This window comes from Vibrio sp. J502 (assembly GCF_025397955.1).
Lineage (GTDB): Bacteria > Pseudomonadota > Gammaproteobacteria > Enterobacterales > Vibrionaceae > Vibrio > Vibrio anguillarum.
On sequence record NZ_CP104554.1, the window covers coordinates 2496334 to 2522821 of the forward strand.

The window sequence follows — 26488 nt, forward strand, 5'->3', positions numbered from 1 at the left end:
AGGCTGGTGTTTTCAATTCATCCGAAGACTGAAATTACTCAGCAACGATTTGAATTTTCGCAGTTGCAAACACTTCTGAGTGAAGTTGGATGCTCACTTCGAAAGAACCTACGTTACGTAGAGCACCTTCAGGTAGACGAACTTCGCTCTTAGATACTGCAACACCTGCCGCTGTAATAGCGTCAGCGATATCACGAGTACCAATAGAACCAAATAGTTTACCTTCATCGCCCGCTTTAGAAGTAATAACAACAGCTTCAAGAGCGTTAACTTGTTCAGCACGAGCTTGAGATGCAACAAGTTGCTCAGCAACTTTAGCTTCAAGTTCAGCACGACGAGTTTCAAACATTTCAACGTTAGATTTAGTTGCCATTACAGCCTTACCTTGTGGGATAAGGAAGTTACGAGCATAACCAGATTTCACGCTTACAGTGTCGCCAAGGCTGCCTAGGTTACCGATTTTATCAAGTAGAATAACTTGCATTGATTAATCCTCTTTCTTAATAAACGGTGCCAATTACTGATGTTTATCAGTGTATGGCAATAGAGCTAGGTAGCGAGAACGCTTGATTGCACGAGCTAGCTGACGTTGGTATTTAGCGCTAGTACCAGTGATACGGCTAGGTACGATTTTACCAGCTTCAGTTATGTAGTTTTTAAGAGTTGCTACATCTTTGTAATCAATCTCTTGTACGCCTTCTGCAGTGAAACGGCAGAATTTACGACGACGGAAGAAACGAGCCATGGGCTATCTCCTGATCTTAAATTTGAGTAATGTGGTCGGCATGTAGCACCAATTTACCTACGCCATTATGGCTAGTTTGGTAAGCGACAAAGCCACTTACGGTTATGGTGCTGCCTTGTACTAAGTGTTGAGTGAGATTCGTTGACCTTTGCCCACTGACGACTACCGGCATACGACAATAGACTTGTCTCGGTAAATCAGCTTCTATCACTGTTGAGCGATGTTCAAGCCAGAAACGGCAATGTTCAATACCCGCAGGACTTTGGCTTCGAATGGGAGGTTTTGCGACAGTGCCACTCAACTCCATCCGATTGGTCATCAAATCAATTACTCAGCGTCTGCATCGAAACGAGTTTCATCACGCTTAGAACGCTCTTCTTTAGCTTTCAGCATGATTGATGGCTCGGTGATAGCAGCTTTAGTACGCATGATCATGTTACGTAGAACTGCATCGTTAAAACGGAAAGCAGTTTCTAGCTCATCAATCACAGCTTGGTCAGCTTCAACGTTCATAAGAACGTAGTGAGCTTTGTGAAGCTTGTTGATTGGGTAAGCCATTTGACGACGACCCCAATCTTCTAAACGGTGGATAGTACCGCCAGTTTCAGTGATAGAACCAGTGTAACGCTCGATCATGCCAGCAACTTGCTCGCTTTGATCTGGGTGCACCATGAATACGATTTCATAATGACGCATCGGTTGCTCCTTACGGATTATTCAGCTTCCAGGTTTGGCTCGGTCGTCCATAGGAAGCAAGGAACGAAAAAAAAGACCGAGAATTAAGGACGGCAAATAGTACAGAAACGAAGCAGGATTAGCAAGGGAAATGTACTAAGGGTCACATCAAACAAAAAGGGAAGCCTAAGCTTCCCTTTTTAATGCAGTGTGTGCATAAATTATCGAAAATTAAGCGATAACTTTAGCAACAACACCAGCACCTACTGTACGACCACCTTCACGGATCGCGAAACGTAGACCTTCATCCATCGCGATTGGAGCGATTAGCTCTACAACCATTTGGATGTTGTCACCTGGCATTACCATCTCTACGCCTTCTGGTAGAGAGATATCGCCTGTTACGTCCGTTGTACGGAAGTAGAACTGTGGACGGTAGCCTTTGAAGAACGGAGTATGACGGCCGCCTTCATCTTTAGACAGTACGTATACTTCTGACTCGAACTTAGTGTGTGGAGTGATTGAACCTGGTTTCGCTAATACTTGACCACGTTCTACTTCATCACGTTTAGTACCACGTAGAAGTGCACCAACGTTCTCACCTGCACGACCTTCGTCAAGCAGCTTACGGAACATCTCAACACCTGTACAAGTCGTTGTGATTGTGTCTTTGATACCAATGATCGCAACTTCGTCACCTACACGTAGGATACCGCGCTCGATACGGCCAGTTACTACTGTACCACGACCTTGGATTGAGAATACGTCTTCGATTGGTAGTAGGAATGCTTGGTCTACTGCACGCTCAGGCTCTGGAATGTAAGTGTCTAGCGCTTCAGCAAGTTCAATGATTTTCGCTTCCCACTGCTCTTCGCCGTTTAGTGCGCCTAGTGCAGAACCTTGGATAACTGGTAGGTCATCACCTGGGAAATCGTACTCAGATAGAAGCTCACGAACTTCCATTTCTACTAGCTCTAGAAGCTCTTCATCATCAACCATGTCACATTTGTTCATGAATACGATGATGTAAGGAATACCAACTTGGCGACCAAGTAGGATGTGCTCACGAGTTTGTGGCATTGGGCCATCTGTTGCAGCAACAACTAGGATACCGCCGTCCATTTGCGCAGCACCTGTGATCATGTTTTTAACATAGTCAGCGTGTCCTGGGCAGTCTACGTGTGCGTAGTGGCGTGCTGGTGTATCGTACTCTACGTGAGAAGTATTGATTGTAATACCGCGCTCGCGCTCTTCTGGAGCGTTATCGATAGATGCGAAGTCTTTCGCTTCACCACCGTACACTTTTGCAAGTGTAGTACAGATAGCAGCAGTTAGAGTTGTTTTACCGTGGTCAACGTGGCCGATAGTACCAACGTTTACGTGCGGTTTCGTACGTTCAAATTTTGCTTTAGACACGATCGTGTTCCTTCCTAGTTATGATTCGTCTTGAGTCACATATAGCTCAAGACGCGCCAGAAATTGCTATTTTATGCGCCAACTCTCATCAGCGCAATAGATTCGTTATTAAACAAATAACAGTTAACCACGTTCTGCAATGATTGCTTCTGCAACATTTTTTGGCACATCAGCGTACTCTGCAAACTCCATAGAGTAAGAGGCGCGACCCTGAGTGGCAGATCGTAAGTCTGTTGCATAACCAAACATTTCCGATAGAGGGACTCTAGCATGGATAATCTTAAGGCCTGCATGGCCTTCATCCATACCTTCAATCATGCCGCGACGACGGTTTAAGTCACCCACAACATCACCCATCCAATCTTCTGGAGTAGTTACTTCAACTTTCATCATTGGTTCAAGAAGAACAGGCTGCGCTTCTAAAGCACCTTTCTTGAACGCCATCGAACCAGCAATCTTAAACGCCATCTCGCTTGAGTCGACATCATGATATGAACCATCGAATAATGTCGCTTTCACATCCAGAATCGGATAACCAGCTAACACACCGTTGTTCATTTGCTCTTCGATACCTTTCGCAACCGAGCTGATGTATTCCTTAGGAATCACACCACCAACGATTTCGTCGACAAAGACAAAGCCTTCACCGAGTTCCGCAGGTTCAATCTTAAGCCAAACGTGACCATATTGACCACGACCACCAGATTGACGAACGAACTTGCCTTCTACTTCCGCTTTTCCACGGATAGTTTCGCGGTAAGCCACTTGTGGTTTACCAACGTTACAGTCCACACTGAACTCACGCTTCATGCGATCAACAATGATGTCTAGGTGAAGCTCACCCATACCAGAGATCAACGTTTGACCTGTTTCCTTATCGGTTTCGACACGGAAAGATGGGTCTTCCGCCGCCAGTTTACCTAGCGCAATACCCATTTTTTCTTGGTCAGCTTTAGAGCGAGGCTCTACCGCAATTTGAATCACTGGCTCAGGGAATTCCATGCGCTCAAGAACCACTTTGTGGTCTGGGTTACACAGCGTATCGCCTGTCGTGACATCTTTTAAGCCGATCGCAGCCGCAATATCGCCAGCACGAACTTCTTTAATCTCTTCACGTTTGTTGGCATGCATCTGTACGATACGACCAAAACGTTCTTTTTTCTGTTTCACTGAGTTGTAAACGGCATCGCCAGAGTTCACCACACCAGAGTAAACACGCATAAAAGTCAATGTCCCAACAAATGGGTCAGTGGCAATCTTAAATGCAAGTGCCGAGAAAGGTTCGTTGTCGTCAGCGTGACGTTCTACTTCGTTCTCGTTTTCATCCACGCCTTTAATGGCTGGTACATCTACCGGCGAAGGCAAATATTCAACAACCGCATCCAATACCGCTTGTACGCCTTTATTTTTAAAGGCACTACCACAAGTGGCCAATACGATTTCATTGTTAATGGTACGAGTCCGTAGCGCTTGTTTGATTTCCGCTTCTGTCAGCTCGCCGTCTTCAAGATACTTTTCCATTAACTCTTCACTAGCTTCCGCTGCCGCTTCTACTAGGTTGTTGTGCCATTCTTCGGCCAACTCAAGCATATCTTCTGGAATGTCTTCGTAAGTAAACGTCATGCCTTGATCGGCTTCATTCCAGTTGATGGCTTTCATCTTGATAAGGTCGATGACACCTTTGAACTCTTCTTCCGCACCAATATTTAATTGAATAGGAACCGGAGTCGCACCAAGACGATGTTTAATTTGGTTTACAACGCGTAAAAAGTCTGCGCCAGCACGGTCCATTTTATTAACGAACACCATGCGAGGAACACCGTATTTGTCAGCTTGACGCCATACAGTTTCAGACTGGGGTTCAACACCAGATGAGCCACAGAATACAACCACTGCACCATCAAGCACACGAAGTGAACGCTCTACTTCAATTGTAAAGTCAACGTGTCCTGGGGTATCAATGATGTTTACGCGATGATCTTGGAACTGTGCTTCCATACCACGCCAGAAGGTTGTCGTAGCAGCAGAAGTGATAGTGATACCACGTTCTTGCTCCTGCTCCATCCAGTCCATGGTTGCAGCACCATCGTGAACTTCGCCGATTTTGTGAGAAAGGCCAGTGTAGAACAGAATACGCTCAGTAGTGGTTGTTTTACCTGCATCTACGTGAGCACAGATACCGATGTTGCGGTAGCGCTCAATAGGAGTTTTCCGAGCCACGATTGTATCCTCTTACTAAGGTAATCCTTAGAGTATGAAAATGTGCTGCGAGAGAACCTCGCAGCACAGAAGGTATTACCAGCGGTAATGAGCGAATGCTTTGTTCGCTTCTGCCATACGGTGAACGTCTTCACGTTTCTTAACAGCAGTACCTTTATTTTCTGACGCGTCTAGCATTTCAGCAGCTAGGCGAGCAGCCATAGATTTTTCACCACGCTTACGCGCAGCATCAACTACCCAACGCATAGCAAGTGCGTTACGGCGAACCGGACGTACTTCTACTGGCACTTGGTAAGTTGAACCACCCACGCGGCGAGATTTAACTTCGACCGCTGGACGTACGTTTTCAAGAGCTTCTTCAAATACAGCTAAGTGACCTTTGCCAGATTTCTCAGCCATAGTGTCTAGTGCAGTGTAAACAATTTTCTCTGCAGTAGATTTTTTACCGTCAACCATAAGAATGTTAACGAATTTTGCCAGCAGTTCAGACTTGAACTTTGGATCTGGAAGGATCTTACGCTGACCAATAACGCGACGACGTGGCATGGATATTCTCCGTTGTCTTTTTCAGGTTATCCAAAACTTTTCAGTTTCTTCAAAAATTAAATAATTTAGTGTTTGGCCTTACTTAACGGAAATCCATTAAGATTTAGGACGTTTCACACCGTATTTAGAACGAGCTTGTTTACGGTCGTTTACGCCTGCACAGTCAAGTGCACCACGGATTGTGTGGTAACGCACACCTGGAAGGTCTTTTACACGACCGCCACGGATAAGAACAACTGAGTGCTCTTGAAGGTTGTGACCTTCACCGCCGATGTACGAAGTCACTTCGAAGCCGTTCGTTAGACGAACACGACATACTTTACGAAGTGCTGAGTTAGGTTTTTTAGGTGTAGTAGTGTAAACACGTGTACATACACCACGTTTTTGTGGGCACGCTTCTAGTGCTGGCACGTTGCTTTTAACAACTTGCTTTACACGAGGATTGCGGACCAACTGGTTAATAGTTGCCATTAACTAGCTCCTGAATTTACTTAAAGTAAGCTTTGTGAAAAATCTAGTCCCTAGTGCACTTAGTACAAATAGGGACGCAAAATTCTATGCAGCAGTGAGAGGTGTGTCAAGAAATATACAGATCTTTTTTAACCACCATAAGTAAAGGGTGGGTAATAGAGGGGTAATAGCGATAAGAAAATCTACCAAGTGATTGATTTTTCATAGTTAGTAGTAAGTTCAACGAAACCAGAGAAATCCACTTTGGTAATTTGTACTGAGCAGAGATCCTGCACCCCACGCGCGCAGAGATCCTCAAGTAAGACATAAACCCTGTTCAGATCGTTGAGTAGTAAAAAAGAGCCCGCACTAGGGTTACTCATATAAACCGCTTCTTCAACCAAGATAATACTATCCTCAGCCAAACAATAACGCTGCGCTAAGGCCAGTTTTGCCGTGTCTTTTACAATATGCAGCATAGGTACACCTTAGAACGTTAGTACTTGATCGCACTCGTGAAGTAACTGAGCGATTTGCTGAGGCGATTTTTTTTCAACATCAATGACCCATTGAGCCGATGCTAACCCCAACTCTTCAACGCTTTGCTCACACAGATAAAGGTGTTCAATATCGTATAACTCAAGCAGTTTAAACGCACTGATGTAATCACGGCTAAGCAGTTGTTGCGGTGATTGGTTGGCGACGATTTGCGTCACGCCAAGCCCAACAAAAAAGAGCGAGATCGCATCACAATAGGCAGAGGCTGCCAGTACAGCATCCAGCCCTTCTCTTCCAGCCGAACTAGAATGAGGCGAAGAATGAAAAACAAAACCGATTTTTTTCAAAACTGTACCACTCGATCTTGAGTTAATAACGCTTCAGCTAAGCTTCCTAACCCAGTTTGTGCAAAACCTTGTGCCAAATTATGCGCAGTGAGCTGGTGTTGCTGAGCTTCATTTTCACTGATAATGCCACGACGTAACGCTGCAGCAACACAGGTTTCTAAGCGTACATGGTGTTCAGTAGACAGCTTCTGCCATGCTTTCACAAGATCAAACTCATCGTTCGCAGGCGCGGTGATCGCAGAGCCATTGAAAACACCATCTTGATAAAAAAATACTTGCTTGAGTGAATGCCCTTTTTCTAGCAATGCACAGGCAAACAGATAAGCACTACGCGCTGCCTGTGTGCCATACACTGAGCCATTGACCAATAATGTGTAACTCAATACTGGCTCCACTAACATTCATCTCCGGTCTTGCGTTGGCGAATGTAGAGATAGACAGTATGTTTAGAGATATTGAGCCGATCAGCTACGCGGTTAATCGCATCTTTGATGTCAAAAATGCCTTTGTCGTACAACTCCATCACAATCTGACGATTCTTGGTATTGTTAGACACTGATTTATCGGCGTTGATCTCTTCAATTGTACGCTCTACCGTCTGATCCACCAGCTCTTCAACATCACTGGCAAAGTTAACCGATGAGGCGGCTTCCTGAGCTTCCTGAGTCGGCATGAATGATTGCAGAACTTGTGAGAACGGAGCATCTAAATTGACGTTGATACAAAGTAAGCCAATGACTCGGTTATCACCATTACGAATCGCGACCGTAATCGATTTCATCAACACGCCACCCTTGGCGCGAGAGAAATACGATCGTGAGAAGTTACGCTCCGATCCTTCAATATCTTTCAACATACGCAGTGCAAGATCGGTGATCGGGGAACCCACTTGACGTCCCGTGTTTTCACCATTGGCAATTTTAATCGCCGAGGTATTGAGATCTTCCAATGAGTGCAGAACGATCTCACAAAAAGGACCAATCAGGCTGGCGATACCGTCAACCACAGCTTCATAAGATCGAAGAATGATTTTATCGTGATCACTAAATGGCATCACGTGCACGGATTCCATTTCAAGCAACATATCCGCGTTTAAAGTTTCTGTCGTTGTCACTGTTATCTAGCCTTAGAGCGAAAAATCAACAAATTGACGTAAGTTTATCAGAAAATTTTAATCGAAAACTCTGTTAAGTCACTAACAAGTGATTTAGAACAACTAATTCGTGAGTCGTTAGAGACAGAAAAGGCCTGATTCATCAGGCCTTTGAGCTGGTTACAACGGTTCAACAATGGCTGATATTATTTAGCCGCATCGCTACCGTTATCAATTTTTAGCAACTCCACTTCAAACACAAGTGTTGAGTTTGCTGGAATAGTCGGTGTGTCTTGCTCACCGTAAGCCAGTTGCGGCGGGATAACAAACTTGTATTTTGCTCCCACTTGCATCAGTTGCACACCTTCTGTCCAACCAGGAATAACCCGATTGAGTGGGAATGTCGCTGGCTCACCACGATCATACGAGCTATCAAATTGAGTACCGTCAGCCAGTGTCCCTTTGTAATGAACTTGAACAGTATCGGTCTCTTTTGGTGACTCACCTTTTGCTGGCGTCAGTACTTGGTACAGTAAACCAGATTCAGTTTTCTTTACGCCATCTTGTTTTTCAAATTCAGCGCGGAATTCGTCACCAGCTTTTTCAGCAGCAGCCGCTTTTTCAGCGGCTTTCGCTTGCATGGTTTCAGAAACGCGTTTATCTAGAGCTTCTAGCGCTGCGCGTGTCTCTTCTTCACTCAACTCAGCATTGCCCGCGAAGACATGTTCAATCCCTTTTAGAACCAGATCTTTATTCAGATTGATACCAATTTCGGCTGGTTTTTCAATGCTGGTGCTGAGGTAATTTGCAAAAGAGACGCCAATCGCGTAAGCCGCTTTGTCATCTTCTGTTTTAAAGTGAACCGTTTTTCCCGCTTCCGTTTGTACTTGTTCTGCTGCAGGTGCTGCTTCAGTTTTCGGGGCTTCATCTTTCTGGCAGCCAACTGCAAGCATGACGGTTGCCGCAAGCAGTGACACTTTAAACAATGATTTCATTTATTTCTCCAATTTGTAGGCAAACCTTTTGTTATTACGCACAAATTTCGTTGAAAAACTGGTGCGCTAAACAGAGTTGTACCAATATAGCGATATGTTGATAGATTGTCTTTACACTCAAAGCGGATAATTAGACTTGATGCGAATAATTTCTCATTCAATCCTAGGTTGCATTGTCATCTTGATGTTAAATGGCTGTTTTTTCTCTAACAGCGATGTACAACGTTGGGATATAGAACCAAACGGTTCGACCAGTTTCGGTTTAAGCCGCGATGGTCGTTTTGCGCTACTCTATTCCAAACAAAGACAACTCGTTCTATGGGATCTTGAACAAAACAAAACCTTAGCCGAATTGGGACCTCAAGACCCACAAGCCAATACCGTTTCTCATATTCGACTCTCCGATAATGGCCGTTTTGCCGTGACCGCTAGCCAAATTAACTTTGCCGTATGGGACTTAGGTTGGACACAAGCTCAAGGTTTGTGGTCCATCTCCGATGGGCTGATCCGAGACATTGACATTGCCAATAACGGGAAACAAGTTCTGCTCGGTTTATCCAATGGTAAAGCGATTTACGTCGATTTAGTCACTGGACGTCGACTAGAGTTCCTTGCTCATCGAGAAAAAGTGAATTCTGTCGCCCTATCGCCCAATGGCCGCTTTGCTCTGACGGGAGGTAATGATTATTTTGCCTACCTTTGGGATACGCAAAGTGGGCAAATTTTACGATCGTTTGAACATGAGCAGCGGGTGAATCGAGTAGCGCTGCAGCGAGAGGGAAAATTAGCCTTTACCTCCGATGGTGGTAATCAATCCATTATTTGGGATCTCTCCTTGGGTAAGGAACAGGCGAAATTGCGCAGTTTTTCACGACAATTGATTTTCTCTACGGCGCGTTTTTCCGATGATGGCAGGTTGCTTGTGACAGGGAATCCTTCAAGCCAAGTCGCGGTTTGGGATACTCAAAGTGGTAAAAAACAGCAAGGATTCGAAGTAGAACCGCTAAAAGATGCTCGCCCACCCACTGCGGTGGTGTATGATGCGGCCTTTGATCATCAGCAACGAATTATTACCGGAAGCTCTGCAGGTATTGCTCAAGCTTGGAAACTCGACGATTAGTTATGAACGATAAGTATATTCAGCAATTAGAACAGCGTGTTAGTGACTTGGAATGCCAACTTGCTTTCCAAGAACAAACCATTGATGAACTCAATCAAGCATTATCAACACAGCAGCTCATGCTAACGAAAATGCAAGACCAAATGAAATATGTGGCTGGTAAAGTCAAAAATATGGATGCCTCACATTTAGCGGATCCATCAGAAGAGACTCCACCACCTCACTATTGATAGTGATCATACTGATAGTGATAAACTGATCATAATAAATCGGTTACCGCGCTATTGTGCATCACTATCGTGCGAAGTAGTAAGCAATGATGCCCCCAGCAACGACGAGACAACCACCGATGCGGCGCAGTTGATGATCGGGCTGCTGGCTGAGATCCGCCACCATCTTTCTCCAGCCATTAGGGGCGATTAACGGTCCAATACCTTCTGCAATTAACACCAGCCCCACAGCAAGCCAGATTGAATTCGACATAGTGCCTTCTCTCTTAAAGCCAATAAACGACAAAGGCTCCCTGAAGGAGCCTTTGAATAAACAACGGTCAATTATTTCGTTGTCAAACCTTTGGTGTTATTCATGTACTTGAAGAAATCACTCTTAGGATCAAGCACCAAGATATCACTCTTCTCGCTAAATGATTTCTCATAGGCTTTCAGCGAACGTAAGAACCCGTAAAACTCAGGATCTTTACTGTACACATCTGAGTAAATCTTCGCTGCTTTAGCATCAGCATCACCGCGAGTTACGCGAGCCGTTTTATCCGCTTCCGCTAAGATAGTCGCCACTTCAAGTTCAGCTTGAGCGCGAATAACTTCGGCTTTTTCACGACCTTGAGAGCGGTGTTTACGAGCTACTGACTCACGTTCAGCACGCATACGACGATAGATAGACTCACTGATCTCATCTGGGAGGTTGATTTTCTTAATACGGAAATCAACCACTCTCACGCCTAAATCTTTCAGTGCGCCTTTACGCGTATCTTCCAACACATTTTCCATCACTTGGTCACGCTGACCATCGATTTCCAATGCTTGTTTCGCAGCCTCAGTCGTGACGACTTCATCATCAGCACTTTCCGGCAAGACATCTTTATTACGTGGGCCTGAAACAATTTGTTTGATTTCACGAGAACCGATTTCAGAACGAAGAATGTCTGTCACTTTACGCTCTAACAGTGCTTGTGCCGTCAATGCATTGCCACCACCCGTTGCCAAGTAGTATTGACCAAAGTCTTCAATACGCCATTTGACATAGGTATCGATGATCACATCTTTTTTCTCTGAAGTCACGAAACGGTCAGAGCGGCCATCCATTGTTTGGATGCGCGCATCTAACGTTCTTACTCGATCAAACAGTGGCATTTTAAAATGCAAACCCGGTTCGTAGATTCGAGCAATTTCATTGTTATCTTTCAGAATACGACCGAAACGGACAACAATACCGCGCTCACCTTCAGGAATCACAAACAGCGACATCAACATCAATACCAGTGCAATCACTAATACTGGGATCATTAACTTACGCATTACTAGTATCTCCCTTGACGTGTATTGCTAGAGCGAGACGGTGTATTACCTGTATCACTGCTGGTTGGTGAATCAAGCTCTATCTGATCATAGGTTGATGATGATTTATCTTGACGTTTGGTGTCATTCTTACTGTCTTGGCCTGTAATTCGATCCAACGGTAGATAAAGCATATTGCCACTGGATTCTGAATCAATTAGCACTTTAGATGTGTTTGAATACACCTCTTCCATAGTATCTAGGTAGAGACGATTACGTGTCACATCTGGCGCGGCTTGATACTCAGGGAGCAGTTTTTCAAACTGTGCCACTTGACCCAATGCTTCGTTAATCGTGCGTTCTGTATAACCTTGCGCTTCTTTCTTCAAACGTTCAGCTCGGCCTGTTGCTTTAGGCAGGATTTCGTTCTTATACGCTTCAGATTCACGAATGAAACGCTCTTCATCTTCTCGCGCCGCAATCGCATCATCGAATGCATCTTTCACTTGCTCTGGCGGACGAGCCGACTGGAAGTTGACATCGACAATCATTAAGCCCATATCATAGCTATCAATGATTTGATTCAAGGTCGTTTGGGTACTTTGACGAATTTGCTGACGGCCACTGGTTAAGATACTGTCCATCAAAGAATCACCAACCACGGCACGTAATGCTGAGTCAGTTGCTTGGCGTAAGCTATCGTCAGCATTAGTCACACGATACAAGTACTTGTATGGATCAGACACGCGATATTGTACATCCATGCCAACAGTGACCACGTTTTCATCTTTGGTTAGCATCAAACCCGATGCACGTAGTGAGCGAATCGCTTGTACGTTAACGGCCGTCACTTCATCAACAAAGCGAGGACGCCAGTTCAAACCTGGATCAACGATGCGATCATACTTACCTAAACGCAGCACGACGCCACGCTCAGCTTCACCAATCGTATAGAAACCAGAAAAGAACCACACCGCAACTGCGATTGCTGCAATGACTCCAAAGCCAATTGCGCTACCACCAGAGAATGAAGGGCCTTTACCGCCTTTCTTACCAAATCGTCCGCCCAGTTTCTGGCTCAGTTTATTGAAAACCTCATCCAAATCTGGCGGTCCTTGATCACGGCCACCTTTATTTTTGTCACCACGATTATTACCCCAAGGGTCATTATCGCGGCCATTGTTGCCGTTGTTATTACCGGGCTCATTCCACGCCATTAGAAAGCTCCATCATTTGATATGACGTTATACTGTAGCAGTCCTTTAAGTAACTATAAAGTCACGCAAAACTGCTTCTTCTCTTTTTTCTAGTCTAAACCAATCAACTTGCTGCATACGAATGTTAATCAACAAATTACCATCTGGATCATATTCTTCTTGTTGAATACATTTCATTTGTGAAAATGCACTACGAATGCGACCTTGGTGCAGTGGTGGAATACACAATTGATATTGAATGACTTGACTCGCTAATCGCTCTGTCAATGCTTCGAAAAGCAGATCAATACCTTGTCCATCCATGGCTGATAACCACACGGTTCTCGGTATTCCCTCATCATCTTTTTCGATGCGAGGTTGTTGGCCTTCTAGATTATCGATCTTGTTCATGACGACAAGCGTTGGCACCTCATGGGCGTCAATCTCTTCCAATACATCATGGACGGCTTTGATATTCTCACGAAAACGCTCATCACTGGCATCAACAACATGTAACAAAATGTCAGCTTCTTGAGTTTCTTGTAACGTGGCTTTAAATGCTGCAACTAAATCGTGCGGCAGATGACGAATAAATCCTACGGTGTCAGCGAGAACGGCAGTACCAACGTCCGCCAATTCGATTTTCCGCAAGGTAGGATCTAAGGTTGCAAACAGTTGATCGGCTGCATACACCCCAGCTTCAGTAATGCGATTAAATAACGTTGATTTCCCCGCATTGGTATAACCCACTAGCGATATGGTGGGAATCTCAGCTCGATTTCGAGCTCGGCGTCCTTGTTCTCGCTGCTTAGCGACTTTCTCTAAGCGGCGTAATATCGCTTTAATACGTTCACGCAATAAACGTCTGTCGGTTTCTAGCTGCGTTTCACCAGGTCCACGTAAGCCTATACCGCCTTTTTGTCGCTCAAGGTGCGTCCAACCACGAATTAATCGTGTAGAGATGTGGCGCAATTGTGCCAGCTCTACTTGCAACTTCCCTTCATGGGTTCGTGCTCGTTGGGCAAAAATATCGAGGATGAGGCCAGTACGGTCAATCACTCGACATTGGCATAGTTGTTCAAGATTACGTTCTTGGGCAGGAGAAAGGGCGTGGTTGAAGATCACCACATCCGCTTCAACAAGTTGAACCGCATGCGCTATCTCTTGGGCTTTGCCCTCACCGACATAATATTTAGGGTGTGGAGTTTGACGGCTGCCAGTAATAATTTGCAGTGTCGACACTCCAGCAGAAGAAACCAGCATTTCACACTCGCTGAGATCATCCCACTCACCCTTTTGCGTGAAGTTGATATGAACAAGTACCGCTCGCTCACCGGCTTCGTAACGGTCAAACAAGCAACCAACTCCTTTGTAAGTAAATAATACTAATCAGAGAATTACTCTTCTGATTTGTCTGATGGACGATCAGACCCAGTGCGTGGCTCAGCAGTATGGTGGCTCACTGCACGTGCAGGAACAACCGTTGAAATCGCATGCTTATACACCATTTGATTGACTGTGTTTTTCAGTAAGATCACAAATTGATCAAAGGATTCAATCTGACCTTGAAGCTTAATTCCGTTCACAAGGTAGATGGATACTGGAATGCGCTCACGACGTAGTGCATTTAAGAATGGGTCTTGTAGAGATTGCCCCTTAGCCATTTTATTTTCCTTATTTGTATTTTGTTGTAGTTATTTAGCTAGTGGTGCACTGCATTATTGGTGCGGCCTTTGCATCTGAGCTAAATGAATAAAAACCCCGTTGCTACTTGTTATGACGGCGATAATGCCAAATATCAAGTAACGGATCCTTTACAGGGTACATCACGCAAAAGCGATCACATTATACACAGCTAACTCCATCAGATGCTATGGCATTTGAGAGAGTTTCTACTGCATGATCAATGTTTTCGCTATCTAACCAAGTTAAATCATCCCAGCTGCGTAACCAGGTGATCTGACGCTTGGCCAATTGACGGGTTGCACAGATTCCACGATATACCGCTTCCTCTAACGTACAATTCCCATCCAAATAGTCCCACATCTGTCGATAACCAACACAGCGAATCGATGGCAAATCCGGATGAAGATCGTTTCGAGCATAAAGTGCTTTCATTTCTTCTTCAAATCCAGCTTCGATCATCTTTTCAAACCTGAGTTCGATTCGACGGTGGAGCTCAGCCCTTTCCTTGGGAGCTATAGCAAACTGTTTAACTCGAAATGGCAGGCTTTCACCTTTCGTTTGAGTTAACTCTGTAAGAGTTTTACCTGAAATTCGGTAAACTTCCAATGCTCGTGACAATCTTTGTGGATCATTAGGATGAATTCTTGCCGCCGAAACCGGATCAATCGTTTGTAATTGATCGTGTAACTGACCCCAACCATGCGCCAAAGCCTCTTGCTCAATTTGTTGCCGTATCTCAGGGTTAGCCGCAGGAAGTGGTGAAAGCCCTTCAAGTAGAGCCTTGTAATACAACATAGTTCCCCCAACGAGCAGAGGAATTTTACCTTGCGCGGTAATATCATGCATTGCAAGTAATGCATCGCGACGAAAATCCGCCGCCGAATAGGCTTCACTTGGATCCAAAATATCGATCAGACGATGAGGTGCGAGTGCCAGTTCATGTGCATTAGGTTTGGCGGTGCCAATATCCATGCCTTTGTAGATCAGCGCCGAGTCGACACTAATGATTTCCACTGGGTATTTTTGGCGCAAACGAATCGCCAAATCTGTTTTACCTGATGCGGTCGGGCCCATTAAAAACAGAGCCAATGGTTGTGTTTGATTCATCATTCTTTTAATTCGTTATGCCAACAAGGCCGCTATGGTGGTGGAAAAATCAACGGGGCGGACAAAACTCGCATCATGAAGAGGAAGTTGCCCTTGCCAAAGCTGTTCAAGTTCCGAAATCATTTGGATGGCTTCAGACAAAGTGTAGTCACTTTTTACCACAGTGATGTGTTCAGCCAGCCAATCGGCAACAAGATCCACCGTAATAGGTTCATCATCAGCCGTAAAATTAGCGGACACGTAAGATAGCAGATCTGGGATTAAGTTTTGCAGGTTTTGTTGCCTCAACGGTTGAGGTACGCCCATCACCATGATGCTTGAACCATGACGTTCTTTAAGCTCAATCCCTAGCGTATTCAACATCGGCTGGCAATGCGCTAACGCTTGATGTTCTTGTGCTGAGAGCTTGATGGAGAGCGGCACGAGTAAAGGTTGGCTTTTCAAGCCGCCTTGTTCGGTATGCAATTGGCCGCGAGTTTTCAGCCATGCTCCTTTGATAAGAGAAAGCAATACGACGCCCTGTTTGGACCCCATTAACAGGTACTGCCCTTTGATTACTGCAATAGCTTTACCCAACTGTTCGAGCTGCAGCATTTCACCTTGATCTTGATGTGCGATAGGAGAAAGTTCGACTGCTGAAGCTGGCGGTTGAGTTGCCATCAGCTCTTGATAGAGCTTCACTTCCCCGCTCGAAGGTGAGCCCGTTGGCTGGCGCTCAGCTTTCGCCCGAGAAGAAGATGGAGAGCCGTTTTGCTGCCAATGGCTACGCTTTGGCGTTTCAGCTATGCCGTGCGCGGTTGTGCTTTCTCGCTCAGCTTTTCGTGGATAAGCGGGAGTGTTGTCAATCGCTTGCCACACTTGCTCTGGAACGGTGTTATGCCCCTCAGTTTCTTGGCACACACTATCAATTGCAGTGTCATTCTCAATGCGATCCACAGTCGCCGCATCGGGCTGATGAAAAGCCGATGGTTTGAGCTGCGGCTTTTCAATGTGTTTGCTTTCAGCCAGTGCACTACTGAGTGCTTGATAGATAAAATCATGCACTAATCGCGCTTGATGGAAACGCACCTCATGTTTCGCGGGATGGACATTCACATCCACTTGATGGGGATCGAGCTCAATGAAGAGTACATAAGTGGCGAACTGATCGCCTCTCAGGCTGGTTTCATAACTTTGCCGGATAGCATGATTAATCAGCTTGTCACGCATCATCCGCTCATTAACATAGCAGTATTGCAAATCACTCTGCTGGCGCGCACCTTCTGGAGTCGTTATCCAACCATGCAAGCGAAGCCCTTGATGTTCCAACTCAATGTTCAGCATATGGCGAACAAAAGCGTTGCCACACACAGCCGCGATTCTTTTTTCCTCTTGAGCGGCCGTTTTAGCCGCTCGATATTGACGTACCATCTTGCCGTTATGGCGCACATTGATGGTGACATCAAACCGGCTCAAAGCAATGCGTTTTAGTAGCTCATCAATGTGAGTAAATTCTGTTTTCTCTGTGCGTAAAAATTTGCGCCGAGCGGGCGTATTAAAGAACAGATCGAGCACTTCGACAGACGTTCCAATCGGGTGTGCGGTTGGCTGCAACTTAACCGCCATATCTCGACCTTCACTGTATGCTGCCCAAGCCTGTTCTTGCGTGGCTGGACGAGACGTCAATGTAAGCCGAGAGACTGAGCTAATACTCGCGAGCGCTTCTCCACGAAAACCTAAGCTGACGATCGCCTCTAAATCATCCAAGGTGTGAATTTTAGAAGTTGCATGGCGGCTTAAAGCGAGCGCCAATTCCTCTTTTACTATCCCTTGTCCGTTATCGCGCACACGAATAAGCTTCGTACCTCCCTTTTCGATATCGATATCTATACGAGAGGCGCCCGAATCCAAGCTATTCTCCACCAGCTCTTTGACGACGGAAGCCGGCCTTTCAACCACTTCACCTGCGGCAATTTGGTTAGCAAGACGTGCGGGTAGAATCTTAATCGTCATACTCATTACTACTTATTGGGAATGATCAACACTTGCCCTATGGCGAGCTGATCAGACCGAAGTTGGTTTACTTGGCGAATACTATTCAGACTCACTTGATATTGGCTGGCAATTTTGCTCAAAAACTCACCTTTTTCAACTTTATGCTTACGCAGCGGCTTATCCTTCAAACTCACCGTTATCTTCAGTTTCTGCCCCAGCGTTAAGGTGTCTGAACGCAAGTTATTCTCGCGTTTAATCGCATCCACACTCACTTTATAGGTGCTCGCTATCTTGCCCAAATACTCGCCAGATTTCACCACATGCGTAACAATTTCCGTTTCTACTGGGTTGCTGACCACAGGGACACGAATCGGAGCTGACGTGGCCGGAATCGTTAAGATTTGACCAATCGACAAATTGGCATTTTTTAGTTTGTTGGTTGCGATTAATGCTTGAGTCGAGGTGCCATATTTATTAGCGATAACCGAGAGTGATTCACCACGCTGCACTTTGTGCTTTTGCGTCTTACCGCGATTAGCAAACAGAGTGCCCTCGGGTGGGTTTTCTTCAAAATACTTGACAATAGCGGTTGCCAATGCGCGAGCCAATTTATCTTGATGCGAGCGCTGAAATAGCAATTGTTCCTCGGTAGGGTTAGAAATAAAACCTGTTTCAACCAACACCGAAGGAATATCGGGCGACTTAAGTACTGCCAAACTTGCGTTGACTGGCTCTGCTTTATGTAAGTGGGCTACTTTTCCCATTTCGCCTAGCAGATGAGTTGCCACCTTGTAACCCTCTTTTTGTGAGTGACTAAATTGCAAGTCCAGCAAGGTTTGGCTAACGTTTCGATCGCTATTGTTTTTTGCCAGCACTTCACCAGCCCCACCTAACAGTTCTGATTGCTGTTCGTGGTTCTCAACCCAGCGAGCTATTTCCGTATTCGCACGCTTGGTATTTAACACAAACACCGAGCCCCCCCTAGGTTGCGGGGTATGAAACGCATCGGCGTGAATGGAGACAAGTAGGTGTGACTTATTACGACGCGCAATTTCAGAACGTTTATTGAGATTGACAAAATAATCGCCACTGCGTGTCATGACTGCCTTCATTCCCGGAACGGCGTTAATTTGATCCGCGATTTTCTTAGAGATACTTAAAGTGGCATTTTTTTCATATTTTTTGGTCGGGCCAATCGAGCCGGGATCTTCTCCGCCATGACCGGCATCAATAGCCACCACGATATCCTCGGTTCCTAATAACTGCGAAGCATCGCGACTGACTTTAGTTTGGCTGGCTGGTTTTACTGTCGCCTTGCCACTATCCAAATTGTGGGGTAAATCAACCACCAAACGATGCCCATACTGACCACCCGGCGTTGGCGCAAGTTTAAATGGCTGAGGGTTCACTTTGCGCTGTAACTCAAACACCAAGCGATACGTCCCTTTCTCTGGAGGTGAGCTATTGCGAATTTGTTTGAGAACAGGACTCTCCGTGACTTTAAGCGGCAATTTTGTATTAAGCGTGGTGTTTTTTAAATCCACCACCAAACGCTCGGGGCTGCTTAAGGTGAAATAGCTATAATCCGCTTCAGTTTTGAGATCGATAACCACTCGAGTTTCATCTGGAGAAGGCCAAACGCGCACGCCTTCTAATGCATTCGCGTGCGTCGTTGAAGTAAATAAAGCACAGCCCCAAACCGCAAGCGATAGAGTTATCGTTCGTAACAAATGGATGATGTTCAACATAACTCCAACTGACTCAGCAATGAGGATCCATAGGGGCTGTTTGCACTCAGAAAAGCTTGCCTTTGTTCGCCATCGTAGCGTAGCTCAACGTCAATATCTGCGGTTGGAAGTAGACCGCTGCCTTTTTCTGGCCACTCAACAAGGCAGATCGCATCCGGTGTGAAATAGTCACGAATGCCCATAAATTCCAACTCTTCCGGATCGGCCAAGCGATAAAGATCAAAATGGTATACTTGCCAATCGGCTAGTTGATAAGGTTCAACTAAGGTATAAGTCGGGCTCTTGACGTTGCCAACATGGCCTAATGCGCGGATGAAGCCACGGCTGAAGGTTGTTTTTCCAGCACCGAGATCACCATGCAAATAAAGCGAGGTTTGCGCAGAGCATCGCTTAGCCAAAGCTGCGCCTAATTTTACCGTTTGCTGTTCGTCTTTTAAGGTAAAGATCTTAGTACTCATGAATTACCGCTCTCAAGTGTCGAAAATTGACTATATAAAAATCAAAAGAACTCGAATAGTAAACTGGGTTGGAATTGAGAGACAAGCTCTCTTCTGTAAGTAAAAGGAAAAAACTCGCTTTTTATGTCAGTTTAATCCACATCACAGGCGATCATTTCCTAGATCCTCAATAAAGGATCCGTTAAGATCCTCGCCCCTTTTTGCAACGAGCTCATCGATAATGGACTACCAAGTTCTGGCAGACAAAATTAAAATCTGGGCACGTGAACTTGGCTTCGAAAAGGTCGGGATCTGCGATATCGATCTCAGTGAGCACGAAGAGCCTTTGCAGAAATGGTTGGATGCTGGATTTCACGGTGAGATGGACTGGATGGCGCGCCATGGCATGATGCGAGCTAGGCCACATGAACTCCTTCCCGGCACCGTCCGTGTGATCAGCGCACGCATGAATTACTTACCCCCAGATGCTCGGTTTGCCAGTGATTTGAGTAATCCCAATTACGCTTATATCAGCCGCTACGCTCTGGGGCGTGACTACCATAAACTGGTACGCAACCAGCTCAAAAAACTCGGCGAAAAGATTGAACAAGAAGTGGGGGCACTCGGCTATCGCCCTTTTGTGGACTCCGCACCAATACTAGAACGGCCTTTAGCACAAAAAGCTGGGCTTGGTTGGACTGGCAAGCATTCGCTTATCCTTGATAAAGAGAGTGGTTCTTGGTTTTTTCTTGGTGAATTACTGATTGATTTGCCGCTGCCGGTCGATACACCAAGCAGTAATCAATGTGGCAAATGCACAGCCTGCATCACCTCATGCCCTACACAAGCCATCGTGGAAGAGGGTGTTGTTGATGCTCGCCGATGCATCTCTTACCTCACCATAGAATATGATGGCGTAATTGCTGAAGAGTTTCGCAAGGCAATGGGTAACCGCATTTACGGCTGTGATGATTGCCAGTTGGTCTGCCCTTGGAATCGCTTTTCCGACCTCACTCAACAAAGTGATTTTCATCGCCGTCAAGCACTGGATGAACCAGACTTAGTTGAACTGTTTGCTTGGGATGAGGCCACCTTCTTACGTTATATGGAAGGTTCGGCTATTCGCCGCATTGGCCACCAGCAATGGTTGCGTAATCTTTCCATCGCTTTAGGAAACGCGCCATATTCACAACGCATTATCGCAGCACTAAACACGAGGTTAGGCTTGTCTGATTTATTAGACGAACATATACATTGGGCGCTAGTAGAACAAAAACGAAAATCATCGGAGCCAGCGAGTGCATGCTCTAGCAATAAGAAGCAGCAGCGCTTAATTCGAATTGTCGAGAAAGGGTTACCGCGTGATGCGTAAAAAATGAGGTAATTGCATAACTAATGAACACAGACTTTGATATGTATCTCAAAATACCAATTTGTGGACAAAATTTTAAACACGACACTGTTTTCTATAATTAAGAAAAGTTAGCCACATCAGCAATTAATGACAAGGATCAAAGATCTTGATATTAATGATCATACAGTTAGTTGACCTAATGGTGATAAAAAAACAAAAATCAATTTAAAAACAATTAGTTACACAGAAAAACAGCAAGATTAGAGAACAGAGCCGCATTAAAAGATCTTTCACTGACGCTTACCAGCACTTCACTAAAAACACGTTATACACCAACTTATCCACAATTGATTTTTGTGGATAACTCTGTTAATGAATAAGAATAAATAGCGACGAAAAGCCAGATTCTACAGAGACTAACCTGTGTATTGAAATTCAGCACGTAAGTTATCAAGACGGCAATAAATCCGCTTAGAACCGCAGATTATTTTTATTTTAGGGAGTTATGCTTCACAGCATTAAAGAAAGAGCATAAACCAAATACTGGTTTGAGTTCAGAGAATACTCTGAAAGGAGCTGGAGCGACACATAACCGTTACCTCAACCTTGGTAAGGTTGCACTCTACCAACTGAGCTAGTGTCGCAATGATTAATCGTATTTACGCTTAATCTAAATTTGGTTGCGGGGGCTGGATTTGAACCAACGACCTTCGGGTTATGAGCCCGACGAGCTACCAAGCTGCTCCACCCCGCGTCCGTATTGTGTCACCGTTAAGTACGATGAAAACTTAAACCTGTTCACTTTCTAACAAAAAAAGTGGAGCGACACACGAGGTTCACTTTCTTTAAACAAAGAGGCGTGACCTCAACCTTAACTAGGTTGTGCGGCGCTATTCTTTTCTTCGAAAAGAATTTGGAGCGACACACGAGGTTCGAACTCGTGACCTCAACCTTGGCAAGGTTGCGCTCTACCAACTGAGCTAGTGTCGCAATGATTAATCGTATTTACGCTTAATCTGAATTTGGTTGCGGGGGCTGGATTTGAACCAACGACCTTCGGGTTATGAGCCCGACGAGCTACCAAGCTGCTCCACCCCGCGTCCGTATTGTGTCACCGTTAAGTACGGTGAAAACTTACACTCTCTAACAAGAGAATTTGTAGCGACACACGAAGTTCACTTTCTTTAAACAAAGAGGCGTGACCTCAACCTTGGCAAGGTTGCGCTCTACCAACTGAGCTAGTGTCGCAATGATTAATCGTATTTACGCTTAATCTAAATTTGGTTGCGGGGGCTGGATTTGAACCAACGACCTTCGGGTTATGAGCCCGACGAGCTACCAAGCTGCTCCACCCCGCGTCCGTATTGTGTCACCGTTAAGTACGATGAAAACTTATACTCTCTAACAAGAGAATTTGTAGCGACACACGAGGTTCACTTTCTTTAAACAAAGAGTCGTGACCTCAACCTTAACTAGGTTGTGCTGCGCGATTCTTTTCTTCGAAAAGAATTTGGAGCGACACACGAGGTTCGAACTCGTGACCTCAACCTTGGCAAGGTTGCGCTCTACCAACTGAGCTAGTGTCGCAATGATTAATCGTATTTACGCTTAATCTAAATTTGGTTGCGGGGGCTGGATTTGAACCAACGACCTTCGGGTTATGAGCCCGACGAGCTACCAAGCTGCTCCACCCCGCGTCCGTATTGTGTCACCGTTAAGTACGATGAAAACTTATACTCTCTAACAAGAGAATTTGTAGCGACACACGAGGTTCACTTTCTTTAAACAAAGAGTCGTGACCTCAACCTTAACTAGGTTGTGCTGCGCGATTCTTTTCTTCGAAAAGAATTTGGAGCGACACACGAGGTTCGAACTCGTGACCTCAACCTTGGCAAGGTTGCGCTCTACCAACTGAGCTAGTGTCGCAATGATTAATCGTATTTACGCTTAATCTAAATTTGGTTGCGGGGGCTGGATTTGAACCAACGACCTTCGGGTTATGAGCCCGACGAGCTACCAAGCTGCTCCACCCCGCGTCCGTATTGTGTCACCGTTAAGTACGATGAAAACTTAAACCTGTTCACTTTCTAACAAAAAAAGTGGAGCGACACACGAGGTTCACTTTCTTTAAACAAAGAGGCGTGACCTCAACCTTAACTAGGTTGTGCGGCGCTATTCTTTTCTTCGAAAAGAATTTGGAGCGACACACGAGGTTCGAACTCGTGACCTCAACCTTGGCAAGGTTGCGCTCTACCAACTGAGCTAGTGTCGCATTCACAACGTTTCCGTTGTTCAGGGCTGCGAATTATAAGAGCATTTTCTTATGATGCAAGCCCTTACTGGCAAAAAATCTTTTTTTTTTTTTTTGACGAAAAAGAACGCAAATATGGCGTATTAATCACAAAAACTGGTTAACACGCCATCACCAAAAAATGCCGTTCTGAAAATTAAATACTGAATATGGTCTTACGGTAGTACTGAAGCTCAGCAATAGACTCACGAATATCATCTAAAGCCAGGTGGCTACCTTGCTTAGAAAAGCCATCCAATACTTCTGGCTTCCAACGGCGAGTCAGCTCTTTTAGCGTACTGACATCCACATAACGGTAATGGAAGTAGGCTTCCAGCTCAGGCATATGTTTATAAAGAAAGCGGCGATCTTGCCCAATACTGTTGCCACAAATCGGAGATTTACCTTTAGGCACCCACTTTTCCAAAAACGTAATGGTCTGTTCAACCGCTTCTTGTTGTGTCACTGAGTCATGACGTACTCGCTCGACCAAACCGCTTTTGGTATGTGTGGTGGTGCACCATTCATCCATTTTAGCCAATTCAGCTTCTGATTGATGAACAGCCAACACTGGGCCTTCAGCCAAAATGTTCAACTCACTATCAGTCACAATGGTGGCAATCTCGATAATTTTGTGAGTTTCAGGGTCTAAGCCTGTCATCTCAAGATCAACCCAAATCAAGTTTTGATCGCTAAAAGACATAAATACGTTGCCTATATTGGTTTGCAGATAAAAAAGGTACTATACCCAAATTCAGATCCCCAAGATACCTTTGGACATTGGATCCAAACGGTATGATTTTGAGTAAAATCTCAACGTTGGATCAAAACGTATCATAATCATGAAGTAGATAATCGTGGCAAAGAAAAAGAAGCTGACGAAAGGTCAAGTACGACGCGTTCGTAATAATCAGAGTAAACGACTCAAAAAAGAGGACACAGTTTCGTGGGATGAAGCCATGCTCGGCACTGCAAAAACTGGGTTAGTGATTACTCGTTTTGGCCAACATGCCGATGTTGAAGATTTAGAGACTCACACCATCCACCGCTGTAATTTACGCCGAGGCATTGAAACGCTGGTCTCAGGAGATCGTGTTATTTGGCGACCTGGACTCGAATCGATGGCGGGTATCTCTGGCGTTGTCGAAGCGGTTGAACCGCGCAAATCGGTTCTGACTCGTCCAGATTATTACGACGGTTTGAAACCAGTCGCGGCAAACATTGATCAGATGGTCATTGTGTCATCCGTACTGCCGGAACTGTCACTTAATATCATCGACCGTTATTTGATCGCTTCAGAAACCGTGAATATTGCGCCACTAGTGGTACTGAATAAGATTGATTTACTCAGCGATGAATTGCGTAACCAATATCAAGAGTCGTTACGTGTGTACGAACGCATTGGCTACAAAGTGCTTTTTGTCAGCAAAAAAAGCGGTGAAGGGATTGCTGAGTTAGAAGCGGAACTTGGCGGACGGATCAACATATTTGTTGGTCAATCTGGCGTTGGTAAATCCAGCCTAGTGAACGCATTAATGCCAAATTTGGAAGATGAAATTGAAGAAGGTGAAGTTTCTCAAGCATCTGGACTTGGTCAACATACCACCACTGCGGCTCGCTTGTACCATATCCCTACAGGCGGTGATTTGATCGACTCGCCGGGAGTGCGTGAATTTGGTTTATGGCACTTGGAAGCTGAAGCGATCACTGAAGCCTTTGTCGAATTTCGTCCCTTCTTAGGCGGCTGTAAGTTTAGAGACTGTAAACACGCTGACGATCCGGGTTGCTTACTACGTGAAGCCGTGGAAAAAGGTGATATTAGTAACACGCGCTTTGAGAACTACCACCGAATTTTAGAAAGCATGTCGGAAAACAAAGCTAACCGCCAATATTCGCGTAACAAAAAAGCGGATTTATAAATAGCATCGAGTTTTACCCCGGCAAATGTCCGCAGACTTGATCGATAAATTTTTTATCTGTCGCCATCGAATAATCCGTAAGCAATGGTGACTAACTGCTGACATGGTGAGAGTTTTTCAGTAACATCTCGCGCTCAAAGTGAAGAACATACAGTTAACATTGGAATCAGAGACAATGGATAAAATTAAAGTTGGACTGCAATACTGGATCCCACAACATGGCTTAACACGCCTGATGGGTAAACTCGCATCAGCGAAAGCTGGCGGTCTAACCACTGCAGTCATTCGTTGGTTTATTAAACAATATAATGTCAACATGGATGAGGCTCTGCATTCAGATCCTAGCCATTTCAAAACATTCAATGAATTCTTTGTTCGTGAATTGAAAGCCGATGCTCGGCCAATCAGTGACGGTGATAGCTTAATCACCCATCCGGCCGATGCTTGCGTTAGTCAATTCGGGCCAATTCAAGATGGCAAGCTGATCCAAGCGAAAGGCCACCATTTTACAGCGGTAGAACTGCTCGGTGGTGATGCCAAGCTGGCGCAAGAGTTTGAAGATGGCGAATTTGCCACACTTTATTTATCACCTCGCGACTACCACCGCGTACACATGCCTTGCGATGGCGTGTTACGTCAAATGATTTATGTTCCGGGCGATCTTTTCTCGGTTAACCCACTAACCGCCGAAAATGTACCGAACCTGTTTGCTCGCAATGAGCGCGTGGTGTGTATTTTTGATACTGAGTTTGGCCCAATGGCACAAGTGCTTGTCGGAGCGACCATTGTTGGCAGTATTGAGCTAGTTTGGTCAGGTACTGTAACACCTCCGCGCGGCAATACCGTTTATCGCTGGGATTATCCAGCCCAAGGCAATACCTCTGTTGTACTGAAAAAAGGACAAGAGATGGGTCGCTTTAAGCTAGGCTCAACAGTGATCAACCTGTTTGCAAAAGATAAAATTCGCTTTGATGAGTCTATGCAACACAATGCTACAACGGTTATGGGTACTCCATACGCACAGCAACGTTAATCGCCATCTCTTAATGTTCCCTGCAAAATGCGTTAGCTCTGCATGTTCAGAGCTAACGCCTCTAGATATTTCGCTTTTTTTCTTTATTGATAAAAAACAAAGCTGCTGCATATTCCTTCGCTAAA

At 45.2% G+C, this 26488-nt stretch carries 28 protein-coding genes and 10 tRNA genes; 5 read left to right on the forward strand and 33 right to left on the reverse strand.

The genetic code is table 11. The features are described from left to right. Positions 1-34: 34 nt before the first annotated feature. From rplI to fkpA, 13 genes are all read right to left on the reverse strand, one after another. On the reverse strand, positions 35-484 hold the full coding sequence (rplI, locus tag N5E84_RS11465) for a 50S ribosomal protein L9 (protein ID WP_013857917.1): 450 nt from the start codon (positions 482-484) through the stop codon (positions 35-37). Between the two features lie 33 nt (positions 485-517). Continuing rightward, positions 518-745: a 30S ribosomal protein S18 gene (rpsR, locus tag N5E84_RS11470; RefSeq protein WP_000090472.1), complete on the reverse strand. Its 228-nt coding sequence runs from the start codon at positions 743-745 to the stop codon at positions 518-520. A 16-nt stretch (positions 746-761) separates the two neighbouring features. After that, positions 762-1064, reverse strand: coding sequence for a primosomal replication protein N (priB, locus tag N5E84_RS11475; protein WP_026027846.1), 303 nt, complete (start codon positions 1062-1064; stop codon positions 762-764). Positions 1065-1072: 8 nt separating this feature from the next. Beyond that, a complete protein-coding gene (gene rpsF / locus N5E84_RS11480) occupies positions 1073-1441 on the reverse strand; it encodes a 30S ribosomal protein S6 (protein WP_013857919.1) in 369 nt (122 codons plus the stop codon). A 210-nt stretch (positions 1442-1651) separates the two neighbouring features. Then, positions 1652-2836, reverse strand: coding sequence for an elongation factor Tu (gene tuf / locus N5E84_RS11485; protein WP_013857920.1), 1185 nt, complete (start codon positions 2834-2836; stop codon positions 1652-1654). A 123-nt stretch (positions 2837-2959) separates the two neighbouring features. Next, entirely contained in the window at positions 2960-5056 is a 2097-nt protein-coding gene (fusA, locus tag N5E84_RS11490) for an elongation factor G (RefSeq protein WP_010318928.1), read from the reverse strand. A 75-nt stretch (positions 5057-5131) separates the two neighbouring features. Beyond that, entirely contained in the window at positions 5132-5602 is a 471-nt protein-coding gene (gene rpsG, locus N5E84_RS11495) for a 30S ribosomal protein S7 (RefSeq protein WP_013857921.1), read from the reverse strand. A 96-nt stretch (positions 5603-5698) separates the two neighbouring features. Further along, positions 5699-6073 carry a 30S ribosomal protein S12 gene (gene rpsL / locus N5E84_RS11500; protein ID WP_010318930.1) on the reverse strand — a complete coding sequence of 125 codons (375 nt, stop codon included), beginning with the start codon at positions 6071-6073 and terminating at the stop codon, positions 5699-5701. A gap of 182 nt (positions 6074-6255) precedes the next feature. Next, entirely contained in the window at positions 6256-6531 is a 276-nt protein-coding gene (gene tusB, locus N5E84_RS11505) for a sulfurtransferase complex subunit TusB (RefSeq protein ID WP_013857922.1), read from the reverse strand. A 9-nt stretch (positions 6532-6540) separates the two neighbouring features. Then, positions 6541-6897, reverse strand: coding sequence for a sulfurtransferase complex subunit TusC (gene tusC / locus N5E84_RS11510; RefSeq protein ID WP_013857923.1), 357 nt, complete (start codon positions 6895-6897; stop codon positions 6541-6543). Continuing rightward, a complete protein-coding gene (gene tusD / locus N5E84_RS11515; RefSeq protein ID WP_010318933.1) occupies positions 6894-7298 on the reverse strand; it encodes a sulfurtransferase complex subunit TusD in 405 nt (134 codons plus the stop codon). Before tusD ends, tusC begins: the two co-directional genes overlap by 4 nt. Then, positions 7292-8011 carry a transcriptional regulator gene (locus N5E84_RS11520; protein ID WP_013857924.1) on the reverse strand — a complete coding sequence of 240 codons (720 nt, stop codon included), beginning with the start codon at positions 8009-8011 and terminating at the stop codon, positions 7292-7294. The genes tusD and N5E84_RS11520 overlap by 7 nt, the downstream gene beginning before the upstream one ends. 185 nt (positions 8012-8196) lie before the next feature. Then, entirely contained in the window at positions 8197-8985 is a 789-nt protein-coding gene (gene fkpA / locus N5E84_RS11525) for an FKBP-type peptidyl-prolyl cis-trans isomerase (RefSeq protein ID WP_010318935.1), read from the reverse strand. Positions 8986-9124: 139 nt separating this feature from the next. Here fkpA and N5E84_RS11530 point away from each other — a divergent pair, with 139 nt between their 5' ends. Together N5E84_RS11530 and N5E84_RS11535 are read left to right on the forward strand one after the other, a co-directional pair. Then, positions 9125-10105 carry a WD40 repeat domain-containing protein gene (locus tag N5E84_RS11530; RefSeq protein ID WP_029388113.1) on the forward strand — a complete coding sequence of 327 codons (981 nt, stop codon included), beginning with the start codon at positions 9125-9127 and terminating at the stop codon, positions 10103-10105. A gap of 2 nt (positions 10106-10107) precedes the next feature. Continuing rightward, positions 10108-10335, forward strand: a complete 228-nt coding sequence (locus N5E84_RS11535; protein WP_010318937.1) for a SlyX family protein — start codon at positions 10108-10110, stop codon at positions 10333-10335. A 64-nt stretch (positions 10336-10399) separates the two neighbouring features. Here N5E84_RS11535 and N5E84_RS11540 read toward each other — a convergent pair whose 3' ends face one another. From N5E84_RS11540 to tsaE, 9 genes are all read right to left on the reverse strand, one after another. Then, complete coding sequence (locus N5E84_RS11540; protein ID WP_017045795.1) at positions 10400-10588, reverse strand: DUF2065 domain-containing protein; 189 nt, start codon at positions 10586-10588, stop codon at positions 10400-10402. A 71-nt stretch (positions 10589-10659) separates the two neighbouring features. Beyond that, a complete protein-coding gene (hflC, locus tag N5E84_RS11545; protein WP_013857929.1) occupies positions 10660-11640 on the reverse strand; it encodes a protease modulator HflC in 981 nt (326 codons plus the stop codon). 2 nt (positions 11641-11642) lie between these two features. Then, positions 11643-12836 carry an FtsH protease activity modulator HflK gene (gene hflK, locus N5E84_RS11550; RefSeq protein WP_013857930.1) on the reverse strand — a complete coding sequence of 398 codons (1194 nt, stop codon included), beginning with the start codon at positions 12834-12836 and terminating at the stop codon, positions 11643-11645. A gap of 45 nt (positions 12837-12881) precedes the next feature. Next, positions 12882-14171: a ribosome rescue GTPase HflX gene (hflX, locus tag N5E84_RS11555; RefSeq protein ID WP_010318941.1), complete on the reverse strand. Its 1290-nt coding sequence runs from the start codon at positions 14169-14171 to the stop codon at positions 12882-12884. A gap of 41 nt (positions 14172-14212) precedes the next feature. Beyond that, positions 14213-14479, reverse strand: coding sequence for an RNA chaperone Hfq (gene hfq, locus N5E84_RS11560; protein ID WP_013857931.1), 267 nt, complete (start codon positions 14477-14479; stop codon positions 14213-14215). A gap of 181 nt (positions 14480-14660) precedes the next feature. Beyond that, entirely contained in the window at positions 14661-15608 is a 948-nt protein-coding gene (gene miaA, locus N5E84_RS11565) for a tRNA (adenosine(37)-N6)-dimethylallyltransferase MiaA (protein ID WP_029388112.1), read from the reverse strand. 15 nt (positions 15609-15623) lie between these two features. Further along, a complete protein-coding gene (gene mutL, locus N5E84_RS11570; RefSeq protein WP_019281685.1) occupies positions 15624-17606 on the reverse strand; it encodes a DNA mismatch repair endonuclease MutL in 1983 nt (660 codons plus the stop codon). A 2-nt stretch (positions 17607-17608) separates the two neighbouring features. Further along, positions 17609-19330 carry an N-acetylmuramoyl-L-alanine amidase gene (locus N5E84_RS11575; protein WP_019281684.1) on the reverse strand — a complete coding sequence of 574 codons (1722 nt, stop codon included), beginning with the start codon at positions 19328-19330 and terminating at the stop codon, positions 17609-17611. Beyond that, positions 19324-19788, reverse strand: a complete 465-nt coding sequence (gene tsaE, locus N5E84_RS11580) for a tRNA (adenosine(37)-N6)-threonylcarbamoyltransferase complex ATPase subunit type 1 TsaE (protein ID WP_019281683.1) — start codon at positions 19786-19788, stop codon at positions 19324-19326. The genes N5E84_RS11575 and tsaE overlap by 7 nt, the downstream gene beginning before the upstream one ends. 220 nt (positions 19789-20008) lie before the next feature. Here tsaE and queG point away from each other — a divergent pair, with 220 nt between their 5' ends. Continuing rightward, complete coding sequence (gene queG, locus N5E84_RS11585) at positions 20009-21139, forward strand: tRNA epoxyqueuosine(34) reductase QueG (RefSeq protein WP_029388111.1); 1131 nt, start codon at positions 20009-20011, stop codon at positions 21137-21139. Between the two features lie 559 nt (positions 21140-21698). Here queG and N5E84_RS11590 read toward each other — a convergent pair. From N5E84_RS11590 to orn, 11 genes are all read right to left on the reverse strand, one after another. Beyond that, positions 21699-21765: transfer RNA gene (locus N5E84_RS11590), tRNA-Gly, on the reverse strand. A 33-nt stretch (positions 21766-21798) separates the two neighbouring features. Further along, a tRNA-Met gene (locus N5E84_RS11595) sits at positions 21799-21875 on the reverse strand. A gap of 160 nt (positions 21876-22035) precedes the next feature. Further along, positions 22036-22111, reverse strand: a tRNA-Gly gene (locus tag N5E84_RS11600). A 33-nt stretch (positions 22112-22144) separates the two neighbouring features. Beyond that, positions 22145-22221 (reverse strand) — tRNA-Met (locus tag N5E84_RS11605). Positions 22222-22402: 181 nt separating this feature from the next. Then, positions 22403-22479: transfer RNA gene (locus N5E84_RS11610), tRNA-Met, on the reverse strand. A 153-nt stretch (positions 22480-22632) separates the two neighbouring features. Then, positions 22633-22708, reverse strand: a tRNA-Gly gene (locus N5E84_RS11615). A gap of 33 nt (positions 22709-22741) precedes the next feature. Beyond that, positions 22742-22818 (reverse strand) — tRNA-Met (locus tag N5E84_RS11620). 153 nt (positions 22819-22971) lie between these two features. Then, positions 22972-23047: transfer RNA gene (locus N5E84_RS11625), tRNA-Gly, on the reverse strand. A 33-nt stretch (positions 23048-23080) separates the two neighbouring features. Next, positions 23081-23157 (reverse strand) — tRNA-Met (locus tag N5E84_RS11630). Between the two features lie 160 nt (positions 23158-23317). Continuing rightward, positions 23318-23393 (reverse strand) — tRNA-Gly (locus tag N5E84_RS11635). 175 nt (positions 23394-23568) lie between these two features. After that, complete coding sequence (gene orn, locus N5E84_RS11640) at positions 23569-24114, reverse strand: oligoribonuclease (RefSeq protein ID WP_010318948.1); 546 nt, start codon at positions 24112-24114, stop codon at positions 23569-23571. A 154-nt stretch (positions 24115-24268) separates the two neighbouring features. Between orn and rsgA the strand changes: the two genes are divergently transcribed. Beyond that, a complete protein-coding gene (rsgA, locus tag N5E84_RS11645; protein ID WP_013857936.1) occupies positions 24269-25330 on the forward strand; it encodes a small ribosomal subunit biogenesis GTPase RsgA in 1062 nt (353 codons plus the stop codon). Between the two features lie 175 nt (positions 25331-25505). Then, positions 25506-26363 (forward strand): archaetidylserine decarboxylase, encoded by an 858-nt coding sequence (gene asd / locus N5E84_RS11650; protein WP_013857937.1) that lies wholly within the window; start codon positions 25506-25508, stop codon positions 26361-26363. The last annotated feature ends 125 nt before the right edge of the window (positions 26364-26488 follow it).